17 protein-coding genes and 1 pseudogene are annotated in these 20,837 nt (G+C 54.3%); 12 read left to right on the top strand and 6 right to left on the bottom strand.

Annotated features, from left to right (window positions below):
- From FHW17_RS25275 to FHW17_RS22115, 3 genes and pseudogenes are all read right to left on the bottom strand, one after another.
- A pseudogene (locus FHW17_RS25275) lies at window positions 1-662 on the bottom strand (hybrid sensor histidine kinase/response regulator); the annotation flags it as partial.
- Window positions 663-883: 221 nt separating this feature from the next.
- Window positions 884-1,192 (bottom strand): membrane lipoprotein lipid attachment site-containing protein, encoded by a 309-nt coding sequence (locus tag FHW17_RS22120; protein WP_182510837.1) that lies wholly within the window; start codon window positions 1,190-1,192, stop codon window positions 884-886.
- A 469-nt stretch (window positions 1,193-1,661) separates the two neighbouring features.
- Window positions 1,662-1,883 (bottom strand): DUF4167 domain-containing protein, encoded by a 222-nt coding sequence (locus FHW17_RS22115; protein ID WP_227988499.1) that lies wholly within the window; start codon window positions 1,881-1,883, stop codon window positions 1,662-1,664.
- A 237-nt stretch (window positions 1,884-2,120) separates the two neighbouring features.
- On the opposite strand from FHW17_RS22115, the gene FHW17_RS22110 reads away from it, so the two are divergent.
- The 3 genes from FHW17_RS22110 to FHW17_RS22100 all read left to right on the top strand — a co-directional run bounded on the left by FHW17_RS22110 (window position 2,121) and on the right by FHW17_RS22100 (window position 5,963).
- On the top strand, window positions 2,121-2,489 hold the full coding sequence (locus tag FHW17_RS22110; protein ID WP_162700278.1) for a hypothetical protein: 369 nt from the start codon (window positions 2,121-2,123) through the stop codon (window positions 2,487-2,489).
- A 115-nt stretch (window positions 2,490-2,604) separates the two neighbouring features.
- Window positions 2,605-3,399: a DeoR/GlpR family DNA-binding transcription regulator gene (locus tag FHW17_RS22105; protein ID WP_112530579.1), complete on the top strand. Its 795-nt coding sequence runs from the start codon at window positions 2,605-2,607 to the stop codon at window positions 3,397-3,399.
- 86 nt (window positions 3,400-3,485) lie between these two features.
- On the top strand, window positions 3,486-5,963 hold the full coding sequence (locus tag FHW17_RS22100) for an FAD-dependent oxidoreductase (RefSeq protein ID WP_113097502.1): 2,478 nt from the start codon (window positions 3,486-3,488) through the stop codon (window positions 5,961-5,963).
- Here the strand turns inward: FHW17_RS22100 and FHW17_RS22095 are convergent.
- Window positions 5,960-6,832 (bottom strand): LysR substrate-binding domain-containing protein, encoded by an 873-nt coding sequence (locus FHW17_RS22095; protein ID WP_112530521.1) that lies wholly within the window; start codon window positions 6,830-6,832, stop codon window positions 5,960-5,962. The genes FHW17_RS22100 and FHW17_RS22095 overlap by 4 nt on opposite strands.
- A gap of 166 nt (window positions 6,833-6,998) precedes the next feature.
- Here FHW17_RS22095 and FHW17_RS22090 point away from each other — a divergent pair, with 166 nt between their 5' ends.
- The 7 genes from FHW17_RS22090 to FHW17_RS22060 all read left to right on the top strand — a co-directional run bounded on the left by FHW17_RS22090 (window position 6,999) and on the right by FHW17_RS22060 (window position 16,589).
- Window positions 6,999-8,198 carry a 2-aminoethylphosphonate--pyruvate transaminase gene (locus FHW17_RS22090; RefSeq protein ID WP_112530524.1) on the top strand — a complete coding sequence of 400 codons (1,200 nt, stop codon included), beginning with the start codon at window positions 6,999-7,001 and terminating at the stop codon, window positions 8,196-8,198.
- Between the two features lie 28 nt (window positions 8,199-8,226).
- Window positions 8,227-9,483, top strand: coding sequence for a phosphonoacetate hydrolase (gene phnA, locus FHW17_RS22085; protein ID WP_112530526.1), 1,257 nt, complete (start codon window positions 8,227-8,229; stop codon window positions 9,481-9,483).
- Window positions 9,484-9,501: 18 nt separating this feature from the next.
- Window positions 9,502-10,959: a phosphonoacetaldehyde dehydrogenase gene (gene phnY, locus FHW17_RS22080; RefSeq protein WP_112530528.1), complete on the top strand. Its 1,458-nt coding sequence runs from the start codon at window positions 9,502-9,504 to the stop codon at window positions 10,957-10,959.
- Between the two features lie 272 nt (window positions 10,960-11,231).
- On the top strand, window positions 11,232-12,254 hold the full coding sequence (locus FHW17_RS22075; RefSeq protein WP_091886570.1) for a putative 2-aminoethylphosphonate ABC transporter substrate-binding protein: 1,023 nt from the start codon (window positions 11,232-11,234) through the stop codon (window positions 12,252-12,254).
- Window positions 12,255-12,376: 122 nt separating this feature from the next.
- Window positions 12,377-13,492 carry a putative 2-aminoethylphosphonate ABC transporter ATP-binding protein gene (locus FHW17_RS22070; RefSeq protein WP_112530530.1) on the top strand — a complete coding sequence of 372 codons (1,116 nt, stop codon included), beginning with the start codon at window positions 12,377-12,379 and terminating at the stop codon, window positions 13,490-13,492.
- Window positions 13,476-15,491 (top strand): putative 2-aminoethylphosphonate ABC transporter permease subunit, encoded by a 2,016-nt coding sequence (locus FHW17_RS22065; RefSeq protein WP_182510836.1) that lies wholly within the window; start codon window positions 13,476-13,478, stop codon window positions 15,489-15,491. The genes FHW17_RS22070 and FHW17_RS22065 overlap by 17 nt, the downstream gene beginning before the upstream one ends.
- A 111-nt stretch (window positions 15,492-15,602) precedes the next feature.
- Window positions 15,603-16,589: a helix-turn-helix domain-containing GNAT family N-acetyltransferase gene (locus tag FHW17_RS22060; RefSeq protein WP_182510835.1), complete on the top strand. Its 987-nt coding sequence runs from the start codon at window positions 15,603-15,605 to the stop codon at window positions 16,587-16,589.
- 227 nt (window positions 16,590-16,816) lie between these two features.
- Here the strand turns inward: FHW17_RS22060 and FHW17_RS22055 are convergent, their stop codons facing one another.
- Window positions 16,817-17,188, bottom strand: a complete 372-nt coding sequence (locus FHW17_RS22055) for a DUF3592 domain-containing protein (protein ID WP_182510834.1) — start codon at window positions 17,186-17,188, stop codon at window positions 16,817-16,819.
- Window positions 17,189-17,414: 226 nt separating this feature from the next.
- On the opposite strand from FHW17_RS22055, the gene FHW17_RS22050 reads away from it, so the two are divergent.
- Together FHW17_RS22050 and FHW17_RS22045 are read left to right on the top strand one after the other, a co-directional pair.
- A complete protein-coding gene (locus FHW17_RS22050) occupies window positions 17,415-18,551 on the top strand; it encodes a LysM domain-containing protein (RefSeq protein WP_182510833.1) in 1,137 nt (378 codons plus the stop codon).
- Window positions 18,548-19,366 carry a hypothetical protein gene (locus tag FHW17_RS22045; RefSeq protein ID WP_182510832.1) on the top strand — a complete coding sequence of 273 codons (819 nt, stop codon included), beginning with the start codon at window positions 18,548-18,550 and terminating at the stop codon, window positions 19,364-19,366. The genes FHW17_RS22050 and FHW17_RS22045 overlap by 4 nt, the downstream gene beginning before the upstream one ends.
- Before the next feature lie 59 nt (window positions 19,367-19,425).
- On the opposite strand, the gene tagF is transcribed toward FHW17_RS22045, so the two are convergent.
- Window positions 19,426-20,823 carry a type VI secretion system-associated protein TagF gene (gene tagF / locus FHW17_RS22040; protein WP_162700280.1) on the bottom strand — a complete coding sequence of 466 codons (1,398 nt, stop codon included), beginning with the start codon at window positions 20,821-20,823 and terminating at the stop codon, window positions 19,426-19,428.
- Window positions 20,824-20,837: the final 14 nt, after the last annotated feature.

Below are 20,837 nucleotides of genomic sequence, written 5' to 3'. Positions count from 1 at the left end.
AGACTGATGGCGTGGATGGGCTGGCGCAGATCATGGCTTGCCTGTGCCAGAAACCGCGACTTGGCAAGGTTGGCTTCCAGCGCTGCATTGTAGGCCTTGTGGACACGCGTGAGCAGAATATAAACATAGGCGGGAACCAGAATGGCGGTCATCACAAGGGTGACGACAACATAGGGTTCACTGCGCCAGAAACTGTTGAAATAGGTGGTGGCTGCCAAAGCAACCAGCGCAACCGCCGTCGCCGCTATCAGATAGCGTGGCCCATACCGCAACCCGTTGCCAACAGTAACCCATAACAATATGGCATATACCGGTAGGGCGGTCTCGCCGCCTGCGGACATTGCAAATGTCATCGCCAGATAGTCATGCGACATTGAAAAAATGCGGCGCAGTAAGTACGTCCCCGGCCAGGCAACGATGCACAAGAACAGGATTGCCGATGAAATCACATAATACACCCAATAGGATACGTATATCGCCCTGAACTGGGGGGAGAACTCCTGAGATAGTCCAGCATACACAAGATAACTGACAAAAAATGGGATGATGATAAGCCGAACGACAGCCTGTGCGCGTTCGGTGTCCTGTTCTTTCCGTTTGTAACGCTGAAACAACCCGTGGAATTTGGCGGGTATGTTTACCAAAGTGGCGTTCCTTTCCATAAGAACCGGTGACCCTTTATATTGATCTTGATTTTCGAAAAATGGTTTTCTGGGAATTGCGTATAGATTTAAAGTAAAAAAGGTTGTGATGACAATGTGCGGGATTTTACTTTTTAATCCCGCACAGAATGTGCTGTGCCGAAATCACCCGGCAAGTACAACCCCATCATCCGGATTGACTGAATGATGGGGGTTGCACCCGGTTTTCAAACTATTCGTTCTCAGTAATAGCACCCCCAAGGGCCGCAACGCCGATAATATCCCGGATAATTGTTTCGCTCGACAGCGGCTCCAAGCGCTACGCCGCCCAGAACACCGACGGCAGCGCCAAGAGCGGCTGCGTTGCCCGCTTCGTTGGACTGACGGCGGTTCTGGTCATAGCTTGCTGTAACGCAGCGACGATGTGCCTTTGAACCGGGCTTTAGCCCTGCTGCGTCGCATGTGTTTTTTGCTTCGACGGCTGATTCCTGGGCAGTCTGACACCCAGCCAGCATCAAAGCGATGCAGCTGATAAATACTATCTTTCTCATAAGTTCCCCCGATTGCGATATGCAATTAATACTTTTATTTCCCTAGATTACGGAGTAACTCAGCGTCAATGAAGTTCGTGTAGTGAATATTAGCTATTGCTAAACTCAAAAATATTCTTGCTTTGCGATAAATTTCCAAGAATTTAGTCAAACTGAGGAGCCAATGCGCAGCTGTTGAGATTGCACCGCAGCGGTTACCGGTTATGTGGCTGATGGCAATGAAACTCGCCGTGTATCGATCAATCTGAAGTCGACAATAAAAAACACCGGTCTGGGAGCAGACCGGTGTTTGAATAACTTAAATCTATAGGTCATTGAGAAAGGAGCACTACATGAAGATCAAATCTTCATGTGCCACTTTATCAAGCTCTCACGGTTTGAAAATCCGTAGTTCCACCTAGTTTATGAATTTATTATGGGGCTGCTATACAGCGCGATCTGTCAGTGGTTGTTTTGCTTACCAGCTGTTCTAGTTGCTGTCTGCATGGATTGAACGGAAATAGTGTTCAGCATGCTGATAGTAGTTTTCTGCGTCGACCTGATTGCCAACAAGTGCTGCTGCGCGTGCTTGCGTGAGGTAGCGCTCGTAATTCAGCTGTGCCTTTTGGTAATTTGCAGGTTGCGAGGTCGCAGAGTTCTTAAGGATTTGTGTCGATCGCGTACGCGACGTGTTTGATTTTGTCTGGTTCATATTCATTGTTGTTTTGGAGCCATAAGCGGCTCTCTCCTGTTCGATTTATAAATCCGGAATCCGGTCAATCGATTTGATCAGCTACAATCTGGCGCAGTTCCTCGCGCGTGAGCCCTGAAGTGGTAACTTCCCGGCGTTTGGCAATTTTGCCTTCGGATTGATCGTTGCTAATCAAGTGTATTGGCACAGGCCGCAAGATTGCGGCCTTCGTTTGAATCATTTCTTGCATATTGGTCCATGGCTGCCGCGATAAAGTCGCGCAGCGGTTCTGTTAAAATAGGTCTTTTGGAAACTGCCATAACAAGCCGCAGATTCAGCCACAGCAAATGGTGTCATTCTCATGGGGAAAAACGCGAGCTCATCAGGGAGCTTCAAAGACAGCCGAGATATTTTCATCGGCTTGATACACATATGACCATGCTGTGCGGCTATTTCAAGGCCAATGGTACAGTGGGGGCGCGTCGTCGGCCGCGATCTTTGAGTTTTCCAATGGTGCGATTTTTACCTATCGCGGCTAGGGTTGGAAAAGACAGCGAGATCATCCTCTATATCTCGCCAAACAATGTTCATCTGTTCGACGCTGAAACGGAACTTGCCATTCGTTGATAATTTGGAGTGTGCAAGACAGCTGATTACCGTGAGGGGCATCTTACCGCCATTTTAGTCGATGTGTTCGATGCAACATCTTGCAACATTGGCCACGCTCAGACACATTGAGCGCATGTCTGAATCAACCACCCCAGCGGCGCGGGCTCTTGCTCCTCGTCGGCATGATGAAATCCTCAAGCGCGTCGCAGCTGACGGTTCCGTAAGCATTGCGGAATTGGCGAGGTTTTTTGACGTCTCGCGCGAAACCATCCGCCGCGATCTGAAAGTGCTTGCCGATAAAGGGCTGTTCGAACTTATTCACGGCGGGGCTGCGCGATCGGATGCGGTAGAACCCGGATTAAGCGAGCGTTCTCGCGAAAATGCGCAGGGCAAGGCCGTTATCGGGAAGCTTGCGGCAGATATGGTTGAGGAGGGGATGGTTATTTTTCTCGACTCAGGAACGACCACTTTGGCTATAGCGCATGCATTGGCTGCGTCTCGTCAGAACGTGACAATCTGTACCTCCAGTTTGGCCATCGCTCTTTTCACCTGTCATTTGCCAAATGTGCGGACACATGTGCTGGGCGGCGAAATCAATCCTGAGGAGGAAGCTGCGTCTGGCATGGATGTTGTACAGGCTGCAGAGGCCTTCCGGATTGATGTGGCATTTCTGGGTGCGGGCGCCGTTACATCTGAAGGCGACATTACCGATTTTACAAAAGCGGGCTCTTTGTTGCGATCCCGGATGATTTCAATGGCGCAAGCGAGTTACTTCGTCATCGACGGTTCCAAATTTGGCCGCTCGACGCCGCTTAAAATACCAAACTCGCAGGATGCCACAGGGATCATTACGGATCGGAATCCCAGCGATATTCTGGCCAATGTTCTCTCGCTAAAGGGCTTGGGCGTAATAATTCCTGCGGATTAAATGTTGCATAATGTGATATTTATTGTTGATTTGTTGCAAGCTGCCGATTATGGTGGCGACCATCTCTTACGGATGGATGGATCGTTATGGCAAAAGCTTTTCCAACACAGGCGCGCGTGGTCATTGTCGGAGGGGGCATCATCGGTTGCTCCGTCGCTTATCATCTGACGAAGCTCGGCTGGACCGACGTTGTTTTGCTGGAGCAGGGGCAACTCAGCGGCGGTACGACATGGCACGCGGCGGGCCTTGTGGGGCAGCTTCGCAGCCATGCCAATATGACCGGGTTGATCAAATACTCGACCAAGCTTTACAGCGAACTTGAAGCTGAAACCGGTCTGGCGACAGGCTGGAAGAATTGTGGCTCTCTTGCTGTTGCCCGAACACAGGACCGCATGACGGTGCTGAAGCGGACAGCGGCGTCGGCGCGTGCGCAGGGGGTCGATGTCGATGTGATCTCGCCTGAAGAGGCTGCGAATATCTGGCCCGTTATGGCATCTGATGATCTCGTCGGGGCGGTCTGGCTGCCGGGAGATGGCAAAGCCAATCCAACTGATCTGACGCAATCGCTGGCCAAGGGTGCCCGCAATCGCGGTGCCCGCGTGATCGAACGCGTCAAGGTGACGGGTGTTACCGTCAAAAACGGTGTGGCCTGCGGTGTGGAAACCGACCAAGGGAATATAGCAGCCGAAATTGTCGTCAATTGTGCGGGGCAATGGGCAAGACAAGTCGGATTGATGTGCGGCGTATCGGTCCCGCTGCATTCGGCAGAGCATATGTATATCGTGACCGGAAAGATCGAGGGTGTTCATCCCGATCTTCCCGTTTTGCGTGACCCTGATGGCTATATCTATTTCAAGGAAGAAGTGGGTGGTCTTGTCATGGGCGGTTTCGAGCCGGAGGCCAAGCCATGGGGGATGAACGGTATCCCGGAGAACTTTGAGTTTGCACTTCTGCCTGACGATTGGGATCAGTTCGAGATATTGATGCAGAATGCGCTCATTCGCGTTCCGCAGCTCGAACATGCGGAAGTGCGCAAGTTTTACAATGGTCCTGAAAGCTTCACGCCTGATAATAATTTCATTCTGGGCGAGGCACCTGAGCTGAAGAACTTCTTTGTCGGGGCGGGGTTCAATTCCATGGGTATCGCCAGTGCGGGCGGTGCGGGCAAGGCGCTTGCCGAGTGGATCGTCACTGGCGCACCAACGATGGATCTTTGGCCCGTCGATATCAGGCGCTTTGCTTCCTTCAACAACAATCCGCGCTGGCTGCATGACCGTGTGAAGGAAACGCTTGGCCTGCACTATGCCATGCCGTGGCCGAACCGCGAATTGGATACCGCGCGACCATTCCGGTGCTCGCCGCTCTATGATCGGCTTGCCGCCAAGGGTGCGTGTTTCGGTTCGAAGATGGGCTGGGAGCGCGCCAACTGGTTCGCCGCAGCAGGTGAAAAGCCCGAAACGCAATACGCCTTCGGTCGGCAGAACTGGCACGATGCGGTGAAGCGCGAGATGAAGGCAACACGCGAAACCGCAGCGCTTTTTGACCAGACATCCTTTGCAAAACTGCTCATACAGGGGCAGGACGCATGCACATTGCTCAACCGTCTCTGCGCTGCGGATGTGGACGTGGACATTGGCCGCTCTGTCTATACCGGTATGCTCAATGAGCGCGGCGGATATGAAACCGATCTGACCGTCATGCGGCTTGCCGCCGACCGGTTCCTGATTGTGACAGGTTCCGCGCAGGCCGTGCATGATGCCGACTGGATACGTAAGAATACGCCCGCTGATTGGCATGTTTCGCTGACCGATGTGACGTCAGCCTATTCCGTTCTCGCGCTGATGGGTCCCAACACGCGTGACATTCTGAGCAAGGTTACTTCGGCGGATTTGTCGAATGAGGGTTTTCCATTCGCAACGATCCGCGAGATCGATATTGGCTATGCCACGGCCTATGCCAACCGTATGACCTATGTGGGGGAACTCGGCTGGGAACTGATTGTCCCGACAGAATTCGCCGTCGGTGTCTATGAGACCTTGCACGAAGCGGGGTGCGATCTCGGTCTTATCGATGCCGGATATTATGCGCTGGAAGCGCTGCGCCTTGAAAAAGGGTTCCGCGCCTGGAGCCGCGAGCTTACCCCCGATATCAACCCTTTCGAAGCGGGTCTGGCATTTGCGGTTTCGTTCGGTAAATCGAGTGCGTTTATCGGCAGGGAAGCTCTCGTGAAAGCGAAGCAAACAGGTGTGCCGCATCGCAAGATTGTGCAGTTCACCGTTGATGATGGCGAGCCGATGCTGTGGGGCGGTGAACTGATCCTGCGCAATGGCAAGCCGGTGGGTGAGGTGCGCTCGGCAGCCTATGGGCACACCCTTGGCCGCTCGGTCGCGCTGGCGCTGATTGAGAATGCAGAAGGGGTGAGCAAGGAATTCATCGAAAGCGGCGAATTCGCGATCGATCTCGCTGGCGCGCTTTATCCGGCAACCGCCCATTTGCGCAGTCCGTATGATCCAAAGTCGGACCGTGTGAAGGCCGATACAATCAAGGTACAGGCGGCAGCCTAAGCTGCCGGTGCCATTGATTTTGCGATGTCCAGAAACACCCGCACGAGTTTGCCTGCGCTTCGCTCGCGCAGGCAGATCAGCGCTTCGTCCATAAGCACTTCGGGACCGGCAATCGGAATTTGCACAAGTCTTGTATCCTGACCGAATTCTGCGGATGAGACGAAACCAACACCGGCACCCGAAGCGACGATTTCACGGACAGCTTCGCGGCCTTCCGCTTCAATTGCCGACCTGAGTTCAAAGCCCTGACTTGCCGCATGATCCTGCAGCTTTTGCCGTGTCTTCGAACCGCGTTCGCGCATGACCAGCGGCAGGCGTGTCAATTCTTCCAAGGTCAGGGATTGTGCTGTTGCCAGCGGGTGCTCATTGGAAACGAAGGCAACGATAGGGGTGGAATTGAGTTTCAGTATCTCGAAATCGCGCCCGGTTGGAATTTCGCCGAGAACGCCGATATCAGCCTCATAGCTGTAGAGACTGCTGATAACAGTTTCCGTATTGCCAGCGCGTACAGAGACCTGAATGCCCGGATATTTTTCGCGGAACGTCCCCAGAATATGCAGGAGATGGTGCGCCGCATCGGCGACAATGCGAAGGGTTCCCGCACGCAATGCACGGGATTCCGAAAGCAGTTCCAGAGCCTGTTGTTCGGTATCGAACATGCGGTGGGTTATTTCAAGGAGCCGCTGTCCGGCTTCCGTCAGAGTGACCTGCTTCTTGTGACGGTTGAACAGCAGAATATCATATTCTTCTTCCAGCTTGCGGACCTGATCCGAGATGGCGGGCTGGGTCAGGAAAAGCATTTCTGCAGCGCGTGAAAAGCCGCCGCACACCGCCACATGATGAAATGCGCGAAGCTGGACATAGCGCATGAATATCTCCTTTGACGGCCTGCCTTGTCATATCTGGGTTGCCGAACTGATATAGAGTGTATCGTCTCAGCTTATAGATCAATACAAAATAACGATTTTACATATATATCGCACGCGTGTGAAATGGCGGGCAAGAGCAGATCATGCCAGTCAGGAGGAAATGACAATGTTGGCCGGAAACCAGATTGCGACAGCGCCATTCGATGAACCAGCGCTTGGCGAACCCTATCTCCTGACACCCGGTCCTCTCACTACGTCCTATGCGGTCAAGGAAGCGATGCTGCGCGACTGGGGTTCATGGGATGGCGATTTCCGCGCTATGACTGCCGAGCTTCGTCGCCACCTCCTCTCCCTGACAGGTGATACAAAGGACGAATTCGACTGTGTGCCGATGCAGGGCAGCGGCACCTTTGCCGTAGAGGCGATGCTGGGCAGCCTTCTGCCGCGTGACAGCAAGACACTGGTTCTTGTGAATGGCGCCTATGGCCAGCGCATTGCGCAGACGCTTGACTATCTCGGCAGAGCCCATTCCGTTATCGACAAGGGCGATTATATGCCGCCACGCGGCGCCGAAGTTGCCGCTGCGCTGGATGCTGATCCGGCGATTACCCACGTCATCATTGTCCATTGCGAGACAAGTTCAGGCATTCTCAATCCGGTGCATGAAATCTCGGAAGCGGTTTATGCCAAGGGTCGCAAATTGCTGATCGACTCGATGAGTGCCTTCGGCGCCATATCGTTGGATGTAAACGAAATCCGTTATGAAGCCATGGTGTCATCGGCCAATAAATGCATTGAAGGCGTTCCGGGTTTTGGTTTCATCATTGCACGCAAAAGCGAGCTGGAAGCTGCCAAGGGTCGCAGCCATTCGCTCAGCCTCGATGTGCATGCCCAGTGGGCGCATCTCAACAAAACGGGGCAGTGGCGCTATACGCCGCCAACCCATGTGGTTGCTGCATTCCTTGTCGCGCTGCGCCAGCACGAAATCGAAGGCGGTGTAGCCGGACGCGGTGGCCGCTATGCCCATAACCGCGATGTCATGGTCGCCGGAATGCGTGAACTTGGGTTTGAAACGCTGCTCAAGGACCACTGGCTTTCGCCCATCATCGTCACTTTCTTCAACCCTGCTCATCCGAACTTTGCATTCGACCGCTTCTATGGGCTGATGAAGGACAAGGGTTTCATCATCTATCCCGGCAAATTGACCGTGGTTGACAGTTTCCGTGTCGGCTGCATTGGCCGCATGGACGAGCATGTCATGCGCCGCGTGGTCAAGGCCGCCGGAGAATCCCTGCGCGAGATGGGTGTCGATACTGCCGCACCTCCCGCTGCTGCCATCGCTGAACGCGCCAAACTTGCGGCTTGAGCCGCTCCATAAACAAGGAATACCCCCGATGAACCAGATGTCTCCTGTCAATGTCAGCGTCAATGGCCGCAACTATGCCTGGCCGCGCGTGACAGCTATTGCAATCTGCCTTGACGGCTGCGAGCCAGCCTATCTCGATGAGGCAATCAAGGCTGGCCTGATGCCTGCTCTGGTGAAGATCAAGGAAAAAGGCACGGTGCGCATGGCGCATAGTGTCATTCCAAGCTTCACCAATCCCAACAATATGTCGATTGCGACAGGACGCCCGCCAGCAGTCCACGGCATTTGCGGCAACTATCTCTATGAGCGCGAAACCGGTAAGGAAGTGATGATGAACGATCCGCGCTTCCTGCGCGCGCCGACCATTTTCAAAGCCTATTACGATGCTGGTGCTCGCGTCGCGGTGGTGACGGCGAAAGACAAGCTGCGCGCATTGCTTGGCCATGGTCTGTCATTCGATGATAACCGCGCAATCTGCTTCTCCTCGGAAAAATCGGACACATCAACCAAAGCAGAGCACGGTATCGACAACGCATCCGCTTGGTTGGGCAGGCCGGTGCCGGAAGTCTATTCGGCTGAACTGTCAGAGTTTGTCTTTGCTGCCGGTGTCAAGCTGCTTGAGACGTTCAAGCCTGATGTGATGTACCTCACCACAACTGATTATGTGCAGCACAAATATGCGCCGGGTGTTCCTGAAGCCAATGCCTTCTATGAAATGTTCGACAAATATCTGGCAGAGCTTGATGCGTTGGGGGCAGCTATTGTTGTCACCGCCGATCATGGCATGAAGCCCAAGCACAAGGCCGATGGATCGCCTGATGTGATCTACGTTCAGGACCTGCTCGATGAGTGGCTGGGCAAGGACGCGGCCCGGGTTATCCTGCCGATCACTGACCCCTATGTCGTCCATCACGGCGCGCTCGGTTCCTTCGCCACTGCCTATCTGCCTGAGGGTGCGGATCAGGCCGATATCATGGCGCGGCTGGCGAAAATTGAAGGGATCGACGTGGTTCTGGACAACGCCGCCGCCTGCGAGCGCTTCGAACTGCCGAATGATCGCATTGGCGACATCGTTTTCCTTTCGACGGAAAACAAGACACTTGGCACCAGCGAACACCGGCATGATCTGGCTGCGCTCAATGAGCCATTGCGCTCGCATGGCGGGCTGACGGAGCAGGTCGTGCCGTTTATCGTCAACAGGAAACTGCCTGATCTGCCCATTGCGCCGGAACTGCGTAATTTTGATGCCTTCCATTATGCGGCGATGGCCGCGTCCTTGGTTTAGGCGGCGGAGAACACGATCATGGTCAAGGCAGAAGCGGAATTCAGGGTACGTCACGAGCCGATGCGTATCGCGGGACGGAAAGTCGACGCGGATGATGTGATCGACGTCCACTACCCCTACACCAATGCGGTGGTGGGGACAGTTCCGGCAGGCCGCACGGAACACGCGCGGCAGGCTTTCGAGATTGCAGCGAATTACAAGCCGAAGCTGACGCGCTACGAGCGTCAGCAGATATTGTTCCGTACAGCCGAAGCGCTTGCCAGCCGCCGGGAAGAGATTGCCGATCTGATTACGCTGGAACTTGGCATTTCCAAAGTGGATTCCCTTTATGAAGTAGGCCGCGCCTATGACGTGTTCACCCTGTCAGCGCAGATGTGCATTCAGGATGATGGCCAGATTTTCTCCTGTGATCTGACCCCGCATGGCAAGGCACGCAAGATTTTCACCATGCGCGAACCGCTGAAGGCGATCTCGGCGATCACGCCTTTCAACCATCCGCTCAATATGGTGTCGCACAAGATTGCACCTGCCATCGCGACCAACAATTGCGTCGTCTGCAAACCGACGGAACTGACACCAATGACGGCGCTGGTGCTGGCTGATATTCTTTATGAAGCCGGTCTTCCGCCCGAGATGTTGTCGGTTGTCACCGGCTGGCCTGCGGATATCGGCATGGAAATGATCACCAATCCGAACATCGAGCTTATCACCTTCACCGGCGGTGTGCCCGTCGGCAAAATGATTGCCAATACGGCCGGTTACAAGCGCGCCGTGCTTGAACTTGGCGGCAATGATCCCCTGATCATTCTCAATGATTTGAATGACGATGATCTGGCCAAGGCGGCTGATCTGGCGGTTGCCGGGGCAACCAAGAATTCCGGACAGCGCTGCACGGCGGTCAAACGCATTCTCTGTCAGGAAAAAGTGGCTGACCGTTTCGTGCCGTTGGTGCTAGAGCGGGCCAAGAGACTGCGGTTTGGCGATCCGATGGACCGCTCAACCGATCTTGGCACCGTGGTTCACGAAAAGGCCGCCACCCTGTTCGAAGCTCGTGTGCATATGGCTGCGGAGCAGGGGGCTGATATTCTTTACAATCCCGGTCGTCATGGCGCGCTGTTGCCGCCCATTGTTGTCGATCGCGTACCGCACGCATCGGAACTGGTCATGGAAGAGACCTTCGGGCCGATCATTCCGATCATCCGGGCGCCTGATGATGACGATGCTTTGATTGCGCTTTCCAATTCCACCGCATTTGGCCTTTCCTCCGGTCTCTGCACCAATGATTTCCGCCGTATGCAGAAATATATTGCCGGTCTTCAGGTTGGCACGGTCAATATATGGGAAGTACCTGGTTACCGGATCGAAATGTCGCCCTTCGGCGGGATCAAGGATTCCGGCAATGGCTATAAGGAGGGCGTTTCCGAAGCCATGAAGAGCTACACGAATGTGAAAACCTATTCACTTCCCTGGTCCTGAGCGAACGGATCACACTGGTTGAAAAAGGGAGCCTCTAGGCTCCCTTTTCTCATATTGAACGGGCATTTCGAGGAAAAATCATTTTCGTCACATCATCGACTTTTCCAATGATAATATAAGATAAATAGATTTTACTTATCGATTGCCGTTCCCCACTATTGCAGTATGGACCGGGCGCATGACCGTAAGCTGAGGCGTTCTCAATTGGCGGCAGCGGACCTTTCCCAAGCAAAAAGCGCATAAGCCGACCTCAAAAGATGGGAACCAAAATCATGAACACGCACAAAGCCGCGGCGCTGGCCGCCTTTGCCTTTACGCTATTTTCATCGGCTGCCTATGCCGAGACGCAGCTGACCGTCTATACCGCCTTTGAAGCTGTTGACCTACAGCGCTATGCGGATACGTTCAACGCTGATCACCCGGATATCAAGATCAACTGGGTACGCGATTCCACCGGTGTCATGACGGCGAAGCTGCTTGCGGAGAAGAACAATCCTCAGGCCGATGTGGTCTGGGGCGTTGCCGCATCGTCGCTGCTTCTGCTGAAGGGTGAGGGGATGCTGGAGCCTTACGCACCTGCTGGTGTCGAGAAGCTCGATCCGAAGTTCGTGGACAGTTCCACGCCACCGAGCTGGGTTGGTATGGATGCCTATGTCGCGGCGCTTTGCTACAACACCGTCGAGGCCAAGAAGCTTGGACTGACGCCGCCGAAAAGCTGGAAGGACCTGACGAAGCCCGAATATAAGGGCCATATTGTCATGCCAAACCCGGCCTCTTCAGGCACCGGCTTCCTTGATGTCTCGGCATGGATGCAGATGTTCGGTGAGAAAGACGCCTGGTCCTTTATGGATGGCTTGCATCAGAACATTTCCAGCTACACCCATTCCGGTTCCAAACCCTGCAAGATGGCTGGCGCTGGCGAGACAGTGATCGGGGTCTCCTTCGAATTCCCCGGCGCCAAAGCCAAATCAGCCGGTGCTCCCATTGATATTATTTTCCCCGAAGAGGGGTCGGGCTGGGAAGCGGAGGCCGCTGCGATCATGGCCGGAACGTCCAAGATCGATGCGGCAAAAGTTTTACTGGACTGGTCGATCAGCAAAAAGGCCAATGAGATGTACAATGTCGGCTATGCCGTCGTGGCCATGCCGGGTGTTGCAAAGCAGGTGGAGAATCTGCCCGCCGATGTTGCGTCCAAGATGATCAAGAATGATTTCGAGTGGGCGGCGTCCCATCGCAATGCCATCCTCAAGGAATGGAATACACGGTACGATTCCAAATCGGAACCAAAGAGCTAAGGCGGTCGGCAATTGAACCGGGCACCGCCTCGGCGGTGCCTTTCACCACTCCCTTGCGAGGTGCCCCGATGAGACACGAAATTCCTGCTCGTTCTGCGGCAATGCCCACTGAGGTGCATGCAATGCCATCAGCGAGCGACCCGGCCTATCTGCAGATCACGAATTTGTGGAAAGCATTTGGCGCGTTCCATGCATTGAAGGATGTCTCTCTCGATATCAATCAGGGCGAGTTCGTCTGCTTCCTCGGACCATCCGGCTGCGGAAAAACTACGTTGCTGCGGGCCATTGCCGGGCTTGATCTGCAAAGCAGCGGCACGCTTCGTCAGGGTGGCAGGGATATTTCAACCTTGCCTCCCTCCAAGCGTGATTATGGTATCGTCTTTCAGTCCTATGCACTGTTCCCCAATCTGACGATTGCCAGAAACATTGCTTTCGGGCTTGAGAATACCAAGCGACCACGCGCCGAGATCGATGCACGCGTGAAAGAGCTGCTGGCGCTCGTCGGGCTCTCCGATCAGGCCGACAAATATCCCTCGCAACTTTCCGGTGGCCAGCAGCAGCGTATCGCGCTTGCCCGGGCGATTGCGATCTCGCCCGGCCTGTTGCTGCTCGATGAACCGCTGTCAGCGCTCGACGCAAAAGTGCGGGTGCATCTGCGCCATGAAATCAAGGAATTGCAGCGCAAGCTTGGTGTGACGACCATTATGGTGACGCATGATCAGGAAGAAGCGCTGTCCATGGCTGATCGTATCGTCGTCATGAACCATGGTGTCATCGAGCAGGTCGGCACTCCCACGGAGATCTACCGGCACCCCCGGACCCTGTTCGTTGCCGATTTCATCGGGGAAACCAACAAGCTGCAAGCCCGCGTGACAGGTGAAAGCAGTGTGGTGTTCGGTACGGGTGAACTGCGCTGTGCTGCGCACAGTTTTGGCTCTGGCGAAGCGGTTATTGCCGCTATTCGTCCTGAAGATGTGATCCCGCATGAAATAGGTTCCAAGTCCGTCGATACGCGCAACGTGCTCGATGTCGTGATCGGCGAGATGGAGTTTCTCGGATCTTTCTGGCGCACCCGCCTGCGCGGCGAAAAGCTCGGCAATGAAGTGCTCATTGCCGATTTCTCGATCAATGCGACGCGCCGCCTAGGCCTGACAGAAGGTGGTGCGTTGACTGTGGAACTACCGGCTGACCGTCTTCTGGTTTTTCCGCAGGGAGGCTATCATGGCAGCGGTCACTGAGACGATGATGCCATCAGATCGGTTGCCGCGGCAACGGCTCGACCGGGACGATATTATCAAGCGCGGTCTCATGGTCGTCATCTCGCTTTATCTGATCGTGTCACTGGCTGCGCCGCTCTATGTGATGCTGTCAAAATCCTTTTCGACATATAGCTTTGATTTGAATACGTACGAATTTCAGGTCAGCAGTCCCTCCGGGCAATTTGGCGAAACGGTCAGCGCCGCCGCGCTTAACGACCGGTTGTTGGTGGTCCCCAAAGACAAGCTTGCAACCAATGCCGATGGCAGGCTGGCGGCTACGAGTTTCTTTCCCGAGTTCAGTTTTCGCAGTCCCGTCAAATACCGGATACGCGGAACCACCGATGATACGGTCTATCTGATCGGGTCGGACATGCATCGTGGCACCGCATGGCAGGAGGTGGATTCCAACATGTTCCGCCGTGTCATGCTGCGGTCAACAGCGTCTACAGGGCTTGATAATTATGTCAGCTATTTCTCGACGCCGTCACTGTTCCGCTCAATCGAGAATTCGCTGTTCATCGCTGTTATCAGCACTGTTCTGACCGTCTCGATTGCCTTCGGTTTTGCCTATGCGATCAGCCGGAGTTGTATGCGATTCAAAGGCACATTCCGCATGATCGCCATGGCTCCCATTCTCGTGCCATCGCTCTTGCCCGGCATTGCGCTGATCTACCTCTTCGGCAATCAGGGGATGATCCGGGACGTGCTCTTCGGCGCATCGATCTATGGACCGCTCGGGATCATCGTCGGTTCGGTATTTTTTACTTTCCCCCATGCATTGATCATTATTTCGACAGCGCTCGCCATTTCCGATCAGCGTCATTACGAGGCGGCTGCATCCTTGCGCGCCAGCCGTTGGCGCACTTTCTGGGTTGTCACCGTACCCGGCGCTCGCTACGGGCTGATTTCGGCGGCATTTGTGGTCTTTACGCTTGTCATTACCGACTTTGGCCTGCCGAAAGTAATCGGTGGTCAATACAATGTACTTGCCGTCGATATCTACAAACAGGTCATCGGCCAGCAGAACTTTGAAATGGGTGCGGTTGTCTCGGTGATCCTGCTCGTGCCGGCGCTCGCAGCTTTTGTGGTTGACCGGCTGGTGCAAAAGAAACAGGTGGCATTGCTTTCCGCCCGTTCCGTGCCCTACGAGCCTAAACCGAACCGTCGGTTCGATATGCTGTGCCTTGCATGGTGTAGCCTTGTGGCGGCTTTCATCATCGGTATCATGCTGGTCTGCCAAATGGCGGCGCTGGTGAAATTCTGGCCCTATGATCTCAGCCTCAGCCTGAAGAATTTCGCCTTCAATCATATGGATGGCGGCGGATGGGGTTCATACAAAAACTCGATCCAACTGGCAGCTTTGACAGCCATATTCGGCACGATCATCGTTTTCACCGGCGCCTATATGGTGGAAAAGACCGAAGGCTTCCAGAAGGGCAGGGCTCTGTTTCATTTTCTGGCGATGTTGCCGATGGCCGTGCCGGGTCTCGTTCTCGGTCTTGCCTATATCTTCTTCTTCAACAACCCGGCCAATCCGCTCCATTCAATTTACGGCACCATGGCCATTCTGGTCGTTTGTACCATCACGCACTTCTATACCGTTGGACACCTCACGGCTTTGACCGCGCTCAAACAGATCGATCAGGAGTTTGAATCTGTTGCCGCATCCCTGAAGCAGCCCTTCTACAAATTATTTGCGCGTGTGACGGTGCCGGTTTGTCTTCCAGCTATTCTCGACATTTCGATCTACCTCTTCGTCAACGCGATGACGACGGTTTCTGCAGTGGTTTTCATCTATTCGGCGGATACGGCGCTCGCTTCCGTTGCCGTGCTGAATATGGATGACGCCGGGGACATCGCGCCCGCGGCGGCTATGGGCATGATGATCTTCTACACAAATCTTCTGGCGCGCCTTGTTCACGCAAGCCTGTCACGGACAGTGCTTGTCCGAACGCAGGCATGGCGCAGGCGCGGCTGACTGTTTTCAATTCACTGCATCGGTTGTTGAGAAAATTCTCGTCAAGCTGTTGTCAAAACGTCAATGCAGGTCCATATTGTTGTATGATACAACTATCTGGGTTTACCTTGAATGACCAAGCTTGATGACACTGTTACACCCATCCGTGATGCATCGCGCAGGCTCGTGCGCGAACTCGGTTTCATGAAGCCCACTCTTGCTGGAACTGAGTTCTCCGCTTCCGCTGTCCATACGTTGATTGAAATTGGCGGCAGGGGTTCGTTGACATCTGGCGAACTGAGTGACGTTCTCAATCTGGAAAAGTCCAGTGTAAGCCGGCTCGTGCGCAAACTCGTTGATGCAGGCGAGCTGATGGAAAGCGTAAGTGGTGCTGACAGCCGCATAAAACCTTTGTCGCTCACCGCGAAAGGGCAGCAGACTTTGGCGGCGATCGACACTTTCGCGCAAGAGCAAGTCAATGCTGCCCTGAGCAATCTGTCGCCCGATAGCCATGCGACAGTAAGGGATGGACTTGCATTCTATGCCACTGCGCTGGAATCCAGTCGGACGGGTGTCAAGTCATTGGAGGCGCATCCGATCACCATTGAGACCGGCTATCGTCCGGGCGTGATTGGCCGTGCCGCCGAAATGCACGGGCGATATTACGCGCGCACGGTCGGCTTCGGGCAATTCTTCGAAAGCAAGGTTGCTTCCGGATTGGCAGAATTTTCCGGGCGTCTCGATAGATCGTCTAACCAATTATGGACCGCAATTGAGGCAGGCAATATCGTCGGTACTGTTGCAATCGACGGCGAAGACCTTGGAGGCGATTGTGCGCATTTGCGATGGTTCATCGTGGAAGATGGACGACGCGGCAGCGGTGTAGGACGCCGATTGCTTGGTGAAGCAGTTTCCTTTTGTGACCGGGAAGGATTTGCCGAAATCCAGCTCTGGACGTTCAAGGGATTGGATGCAGCACGGCGGCTTTATGAGGCGTTTGGTTTCGAACTTGAAGAGGAATATGTAGGTCTGCAATGGGGCAGCGAAGTCACCGAACAGCGGTTCGTTCGCCGAGCGAAGGTAACTCAATCCACCGGGCAGACGGCTGGTGCCAGATGAAAGAGCCCGCTCCGCTGCCGGATCGTTTTGTGAGCGCAGCGGACGCGACGAGTGAGGGGGCTGAGTGCGATAAAGTCTCGGATAATATACCAGTTCGCGGCCACGGGAATGCTGCACTATCAATAACGCCTGAGATGGTGGATCAGTATCGTTTGCATGCTCGGGTGATGCGCAACGCTGCCATACGCTCGGCTATCGTGGCGACCGCCCGCTCGTTTATAGGATTGTCAGGACAGCAGGTTCGACAAACCGGTAAAGACAAACCCCACGCCCAGACCGGCAAGCAGAATGGTCAATGACCAGATCGCGCCAAATTGATTGAGCGTGGCACTTTGCTTGGGGCTATCTGCGAGATAGCGGACCTCCACATGATCTCCGACTTTCGCGCCGAAAACCAGTCCGCCCTGCGGGTAGGAAATCTGCTCCCCATTTCGGGTGACGAAGGCAATCTGCGGATGACTTCCGCCTGCATTGAGCGCCACGACATCGGCGGGGACCACGATACTGGACCTGATGAAACGGAGCGTCATTCCCGTTGATATTGCGGCGGCAACCAAAAATGCTACTCCGATTATCGTGATAATAGTCATTTTGGTCATGAACGCCTCTTCATTCGGCCAGCCGGAAATCATAGTGCGCAGAATGCCATCTTTTCAAGATGGCGCGTGGCAATCAGAGTATATCCAAAAAGAAGCACTCTCCTGTCCAAGTCAGAATTAGTTTGCAACTCTCCCGAAGTGTCACAGCTTTGTAGTCAAAACATGTTGACTTCTTTACTCCGGACGGCAAGTCTTTTTCAGCCTTCAAAAGGCGGGGGGAACGCAGATGATCGGCACGCGATACGTAATTAAATCTGGTGATACATTGTGGTCTATTGCTCGCGACCAGTTAGGTGGCGGTGGGCAGTGGCCGCGGATCTGGCGTTATAACAACCGACGTGAAGTGGTTCGCAGTACCGGTCATGGTATACCTGATCCTGATCTCATTCATGCCGGGCGCACCATTCTTATTCCGGTTCTGCCAAGCCAACGACCTGTGCGGACTGCTGACACGCGAACCGCGCCTGCACATCCGGTATTACCATCAACGCCGCCTGTTCCAACGCCCAAGAGCCCAAGGCATTCATCACCGACCACTCCATCACCAGCTACGCCCTCATCGGCAGATGGCGGAAATCTGAAGAGTACGTTGAAAGATATCAAACTGCCGGCGGCTCTCAAATATACATTGAAACAGCAACAAACGCTTGAGACGCCAACTGCGACGGTTGAGTTCCAGCTGACAGGCGATGTTTTTCTGATGGCCAGCTCAAATGCGGCGCTTAGTTACAACATCAGTGATCAGAAAAGCGAACTCAAGATGACATCCACGATGCATCACGCTTTCGGTGAACTCGTCAGTGATAACCGTTTCATTTTTGACCCGAAGAAAAATGAATGCACTGTGCGCTCGATGCTTGTCAGCCAGAGCAATTCACCCGGTGTATCGACTGTCGCCACGGCGGTTGGTTTTGAATTGAGCCCGCTCAATCCAGTGCCCAAATTGCGCTTTGAACTGAGGCTGCCGAAACTTACCGGCCGCATCAATGGCTTTCTCTACACCGCTGTTGATGTCAAGTTTGTCATCCTCGTCACACCGAAGCCCCAGCCGCCGACGGGACCTTCACCGCGCATGTTGCCATTGCCCTCACCGGTTCCACAGGCCCGACCCGAATCCGGCACGAACTGGGGGAAAGTGGTGGGAGTTGGTCTGATCACTGCAGCCGGGGTGATTGTCGTGGCCACGGTTGTAGAGGATTTCTTTACAGCTGGCGCAGGCGTCGCCGATGATCCAGCTTCATTTGCCGCCGCCGCTGCTTTATTTACGCGTGGTCTGGCTGGGTTTTCCCGAGCAACAGCCGTGCTTCCAGCCGTGGCACCCGCCAGCTTTGTGATGCGCAACTCCTTTGAGCTTGCGCATTGAGACTCTCGCGCCGTGTCGTTCTGGTCGCCGCTTTGGCGATGGCGGGTGGTGGGTTCTATCTGCTCAACCGGCCGACCGGCAGCGAGAATGATGATCTTGAAGGTCTTGCACGCAAGCTTGGCGAGCAGCAGGGATTGACCATTGGTTTTGGTGATCCCAAGACCTTTTTTATGCCTCCCTATGTTGCTGCCGATGCGCAGATAGAGGGTGTTGCCTTTGAACCCGTTGATCGCGCTATGGTCACTGCGTCATTGAAAGGCATTGCCAAGGCTTTTGACGCCTATCCGGAAAAGTGCCTTGGCCGGATTATCAAGGCGATTTTTATTGCCGGAAAGATTGTTATCAACGGTGCGGAGGTCGGCGGTACCTATGGCCAGGACTGGATATTCGTCGCATCGCCGCGCAATCTTCCTGATGAATCGCGCCAGCTTACCGCCGAACTCGATGTCCATCACGAGACAAGCTCATTCGTGTGGTTGCGAAATTCGCCGCTTCAGGCTGCTTTCAAGGCACAGGAGCCAGCCGATTGGCGATTTGAGACCGATGCGGCTGATCAGGTTTCGCGCGGTCAGGGCGCTAATCCACCCATAGAAACAGGCTTCTTGTCGGCTTACGGGGCGACAACGGCGGAGAATGATTTCAATACCTATGCGGAGGTCATTTTTTCTGATCCCGCGCGCATGAAGGATATGGCCAGTAAAGTGCCTTTGGTCGCGAAAAAGCTCAATCTTGTCCTCAGGGCGTATATGGAAATTGATCCGCGCCTTCACGAGACCTTTTCAAGGATGGGCTTGCTTGCGATAGCGGCTGGCTAGCAAGCGCATGTGACGTGCAAATGATCCGGTTCTTATAACTCGGTGGTCCATGTGATACTCTAATCGACAGCCATGGCGACAACCGTAAGATTATCTTCGGCGCCGTTGATCAGGCTGTCGTCAACGAGCCTGTCAATGATAGCCTCAACTCGATTGGTGCTGAAAAAGCTTGCAACACTGTTTTCGAGCACCGCCTGCGCAATATTTGCTGTCATGAGAAGAAAGCGGTCTCCGGGCTCAAGGTCGCCTGTGATCATGACCGATGTTGCACGCAATTGCAGTTTGAGTGTCGAGCTGGAGCGTTTGCTAAGAGCGGTGTCCGTCAGTTCCGTAAACTTACCATCCCGCAGCAAGAGGCAATGTACGTTTCCCTGTACAAGCAGGCCGAACCTGTTCTGACGAAAGACAAGGCTTAGCGAACCAGCCTGTAATGCAAGCCCCGCAACGGCAATGTCGAGGCGCTCCGTCAAGGCGCGCTTGGCTCCTTCAAGGCGCTCCGCCAAAAGCTCAAGTGCATCTTCGACATTGTCGGGCAAAGGGATGCTGTCGAGCGAGGCGAGCAGAAAGCGCGAAATGGTAGCGCTGCGGCTCAGGCCAAATGTGCCGTCAGCGACGGATATGAGACCCTTATCCAGTTTGAAGACAAAACTCTCCGTGTTTTGCTCGGCAAGCGTGCCACGATGGGAGCGACCAGCTACAGAAATATTTCCAACGGTTTGGGCTTCGGAAAACATGCCGTTATTATGCAGGGACTGGCCGCTTTGCCGTGCCCGGGCAAATTCATCATTGAAAGCAGATGATGCCGTGTCGTCCTTGAAGAACGATGCGAAAGCCGTCACAGCAGGCCAACCGGGGTATAAAGACATACCCGGCTTGCGGCGGTCCGACCCCGATGTCCACCACACCGATTGCGGTTTTGATTTTCTGTCAGCCAAAGCCGCCGCCAAGGGCGCAAAGGCTCCCGTGTCCGCTGACGGTTCACCCAGTGGGTTCAGGTTTCCAGGGAGAACCTCAAGATCAAACGCTTTCTTTGCCAGTTGATGATCAAAATAATCGATATCAAATTCGTCTTCCAGAACACTCAGCAAAACGTCTTCCAGCGAGTGCAGCCATTCATCGGCGCGAGCAATGGACACAACAGAAAGGGGAAAGTCCGGTATCTGAGCGGCAACAAGAAAAGGGAAATAGCGCCCGGCCTTGTCAACGCTCGGGATCATCATGCCGACAACGGGGTAAGGGCCGCAAATGCTGGCTTCAAGGTAGAAACGCCAGATCGGAGCGTTGAGATAGAGGTCCATCCACTCATCCGCCAACATCTCGCGACTCGATTGAAGCGCGGGTTGCAGCCATTGATCAAGTTGCAAGCGGACATCCCGGTCAAGCCGCCGGCTGATGAAGTCCCCTTTGGACGGCACCTTGCCGAAATAACCGGCCAGAACCGTATCTCTTGCTTGCATCGGGTTCATCCCTT

The organism is Phyllobacterium sp. P30BS-XVII (assembly GCF_014138335.1).
In the GTDB taxonomy this organism is placed as follows: Bacteria; Pseudomonadota; Alphaproteobacteria; order Rhizobiales; family Rhizobiaceae; genus Phyllobacterium; species Phyllobacterium meliloti.
This window is presented reverse-complemented; position numbering and strand designations above follow the sequence as displayed.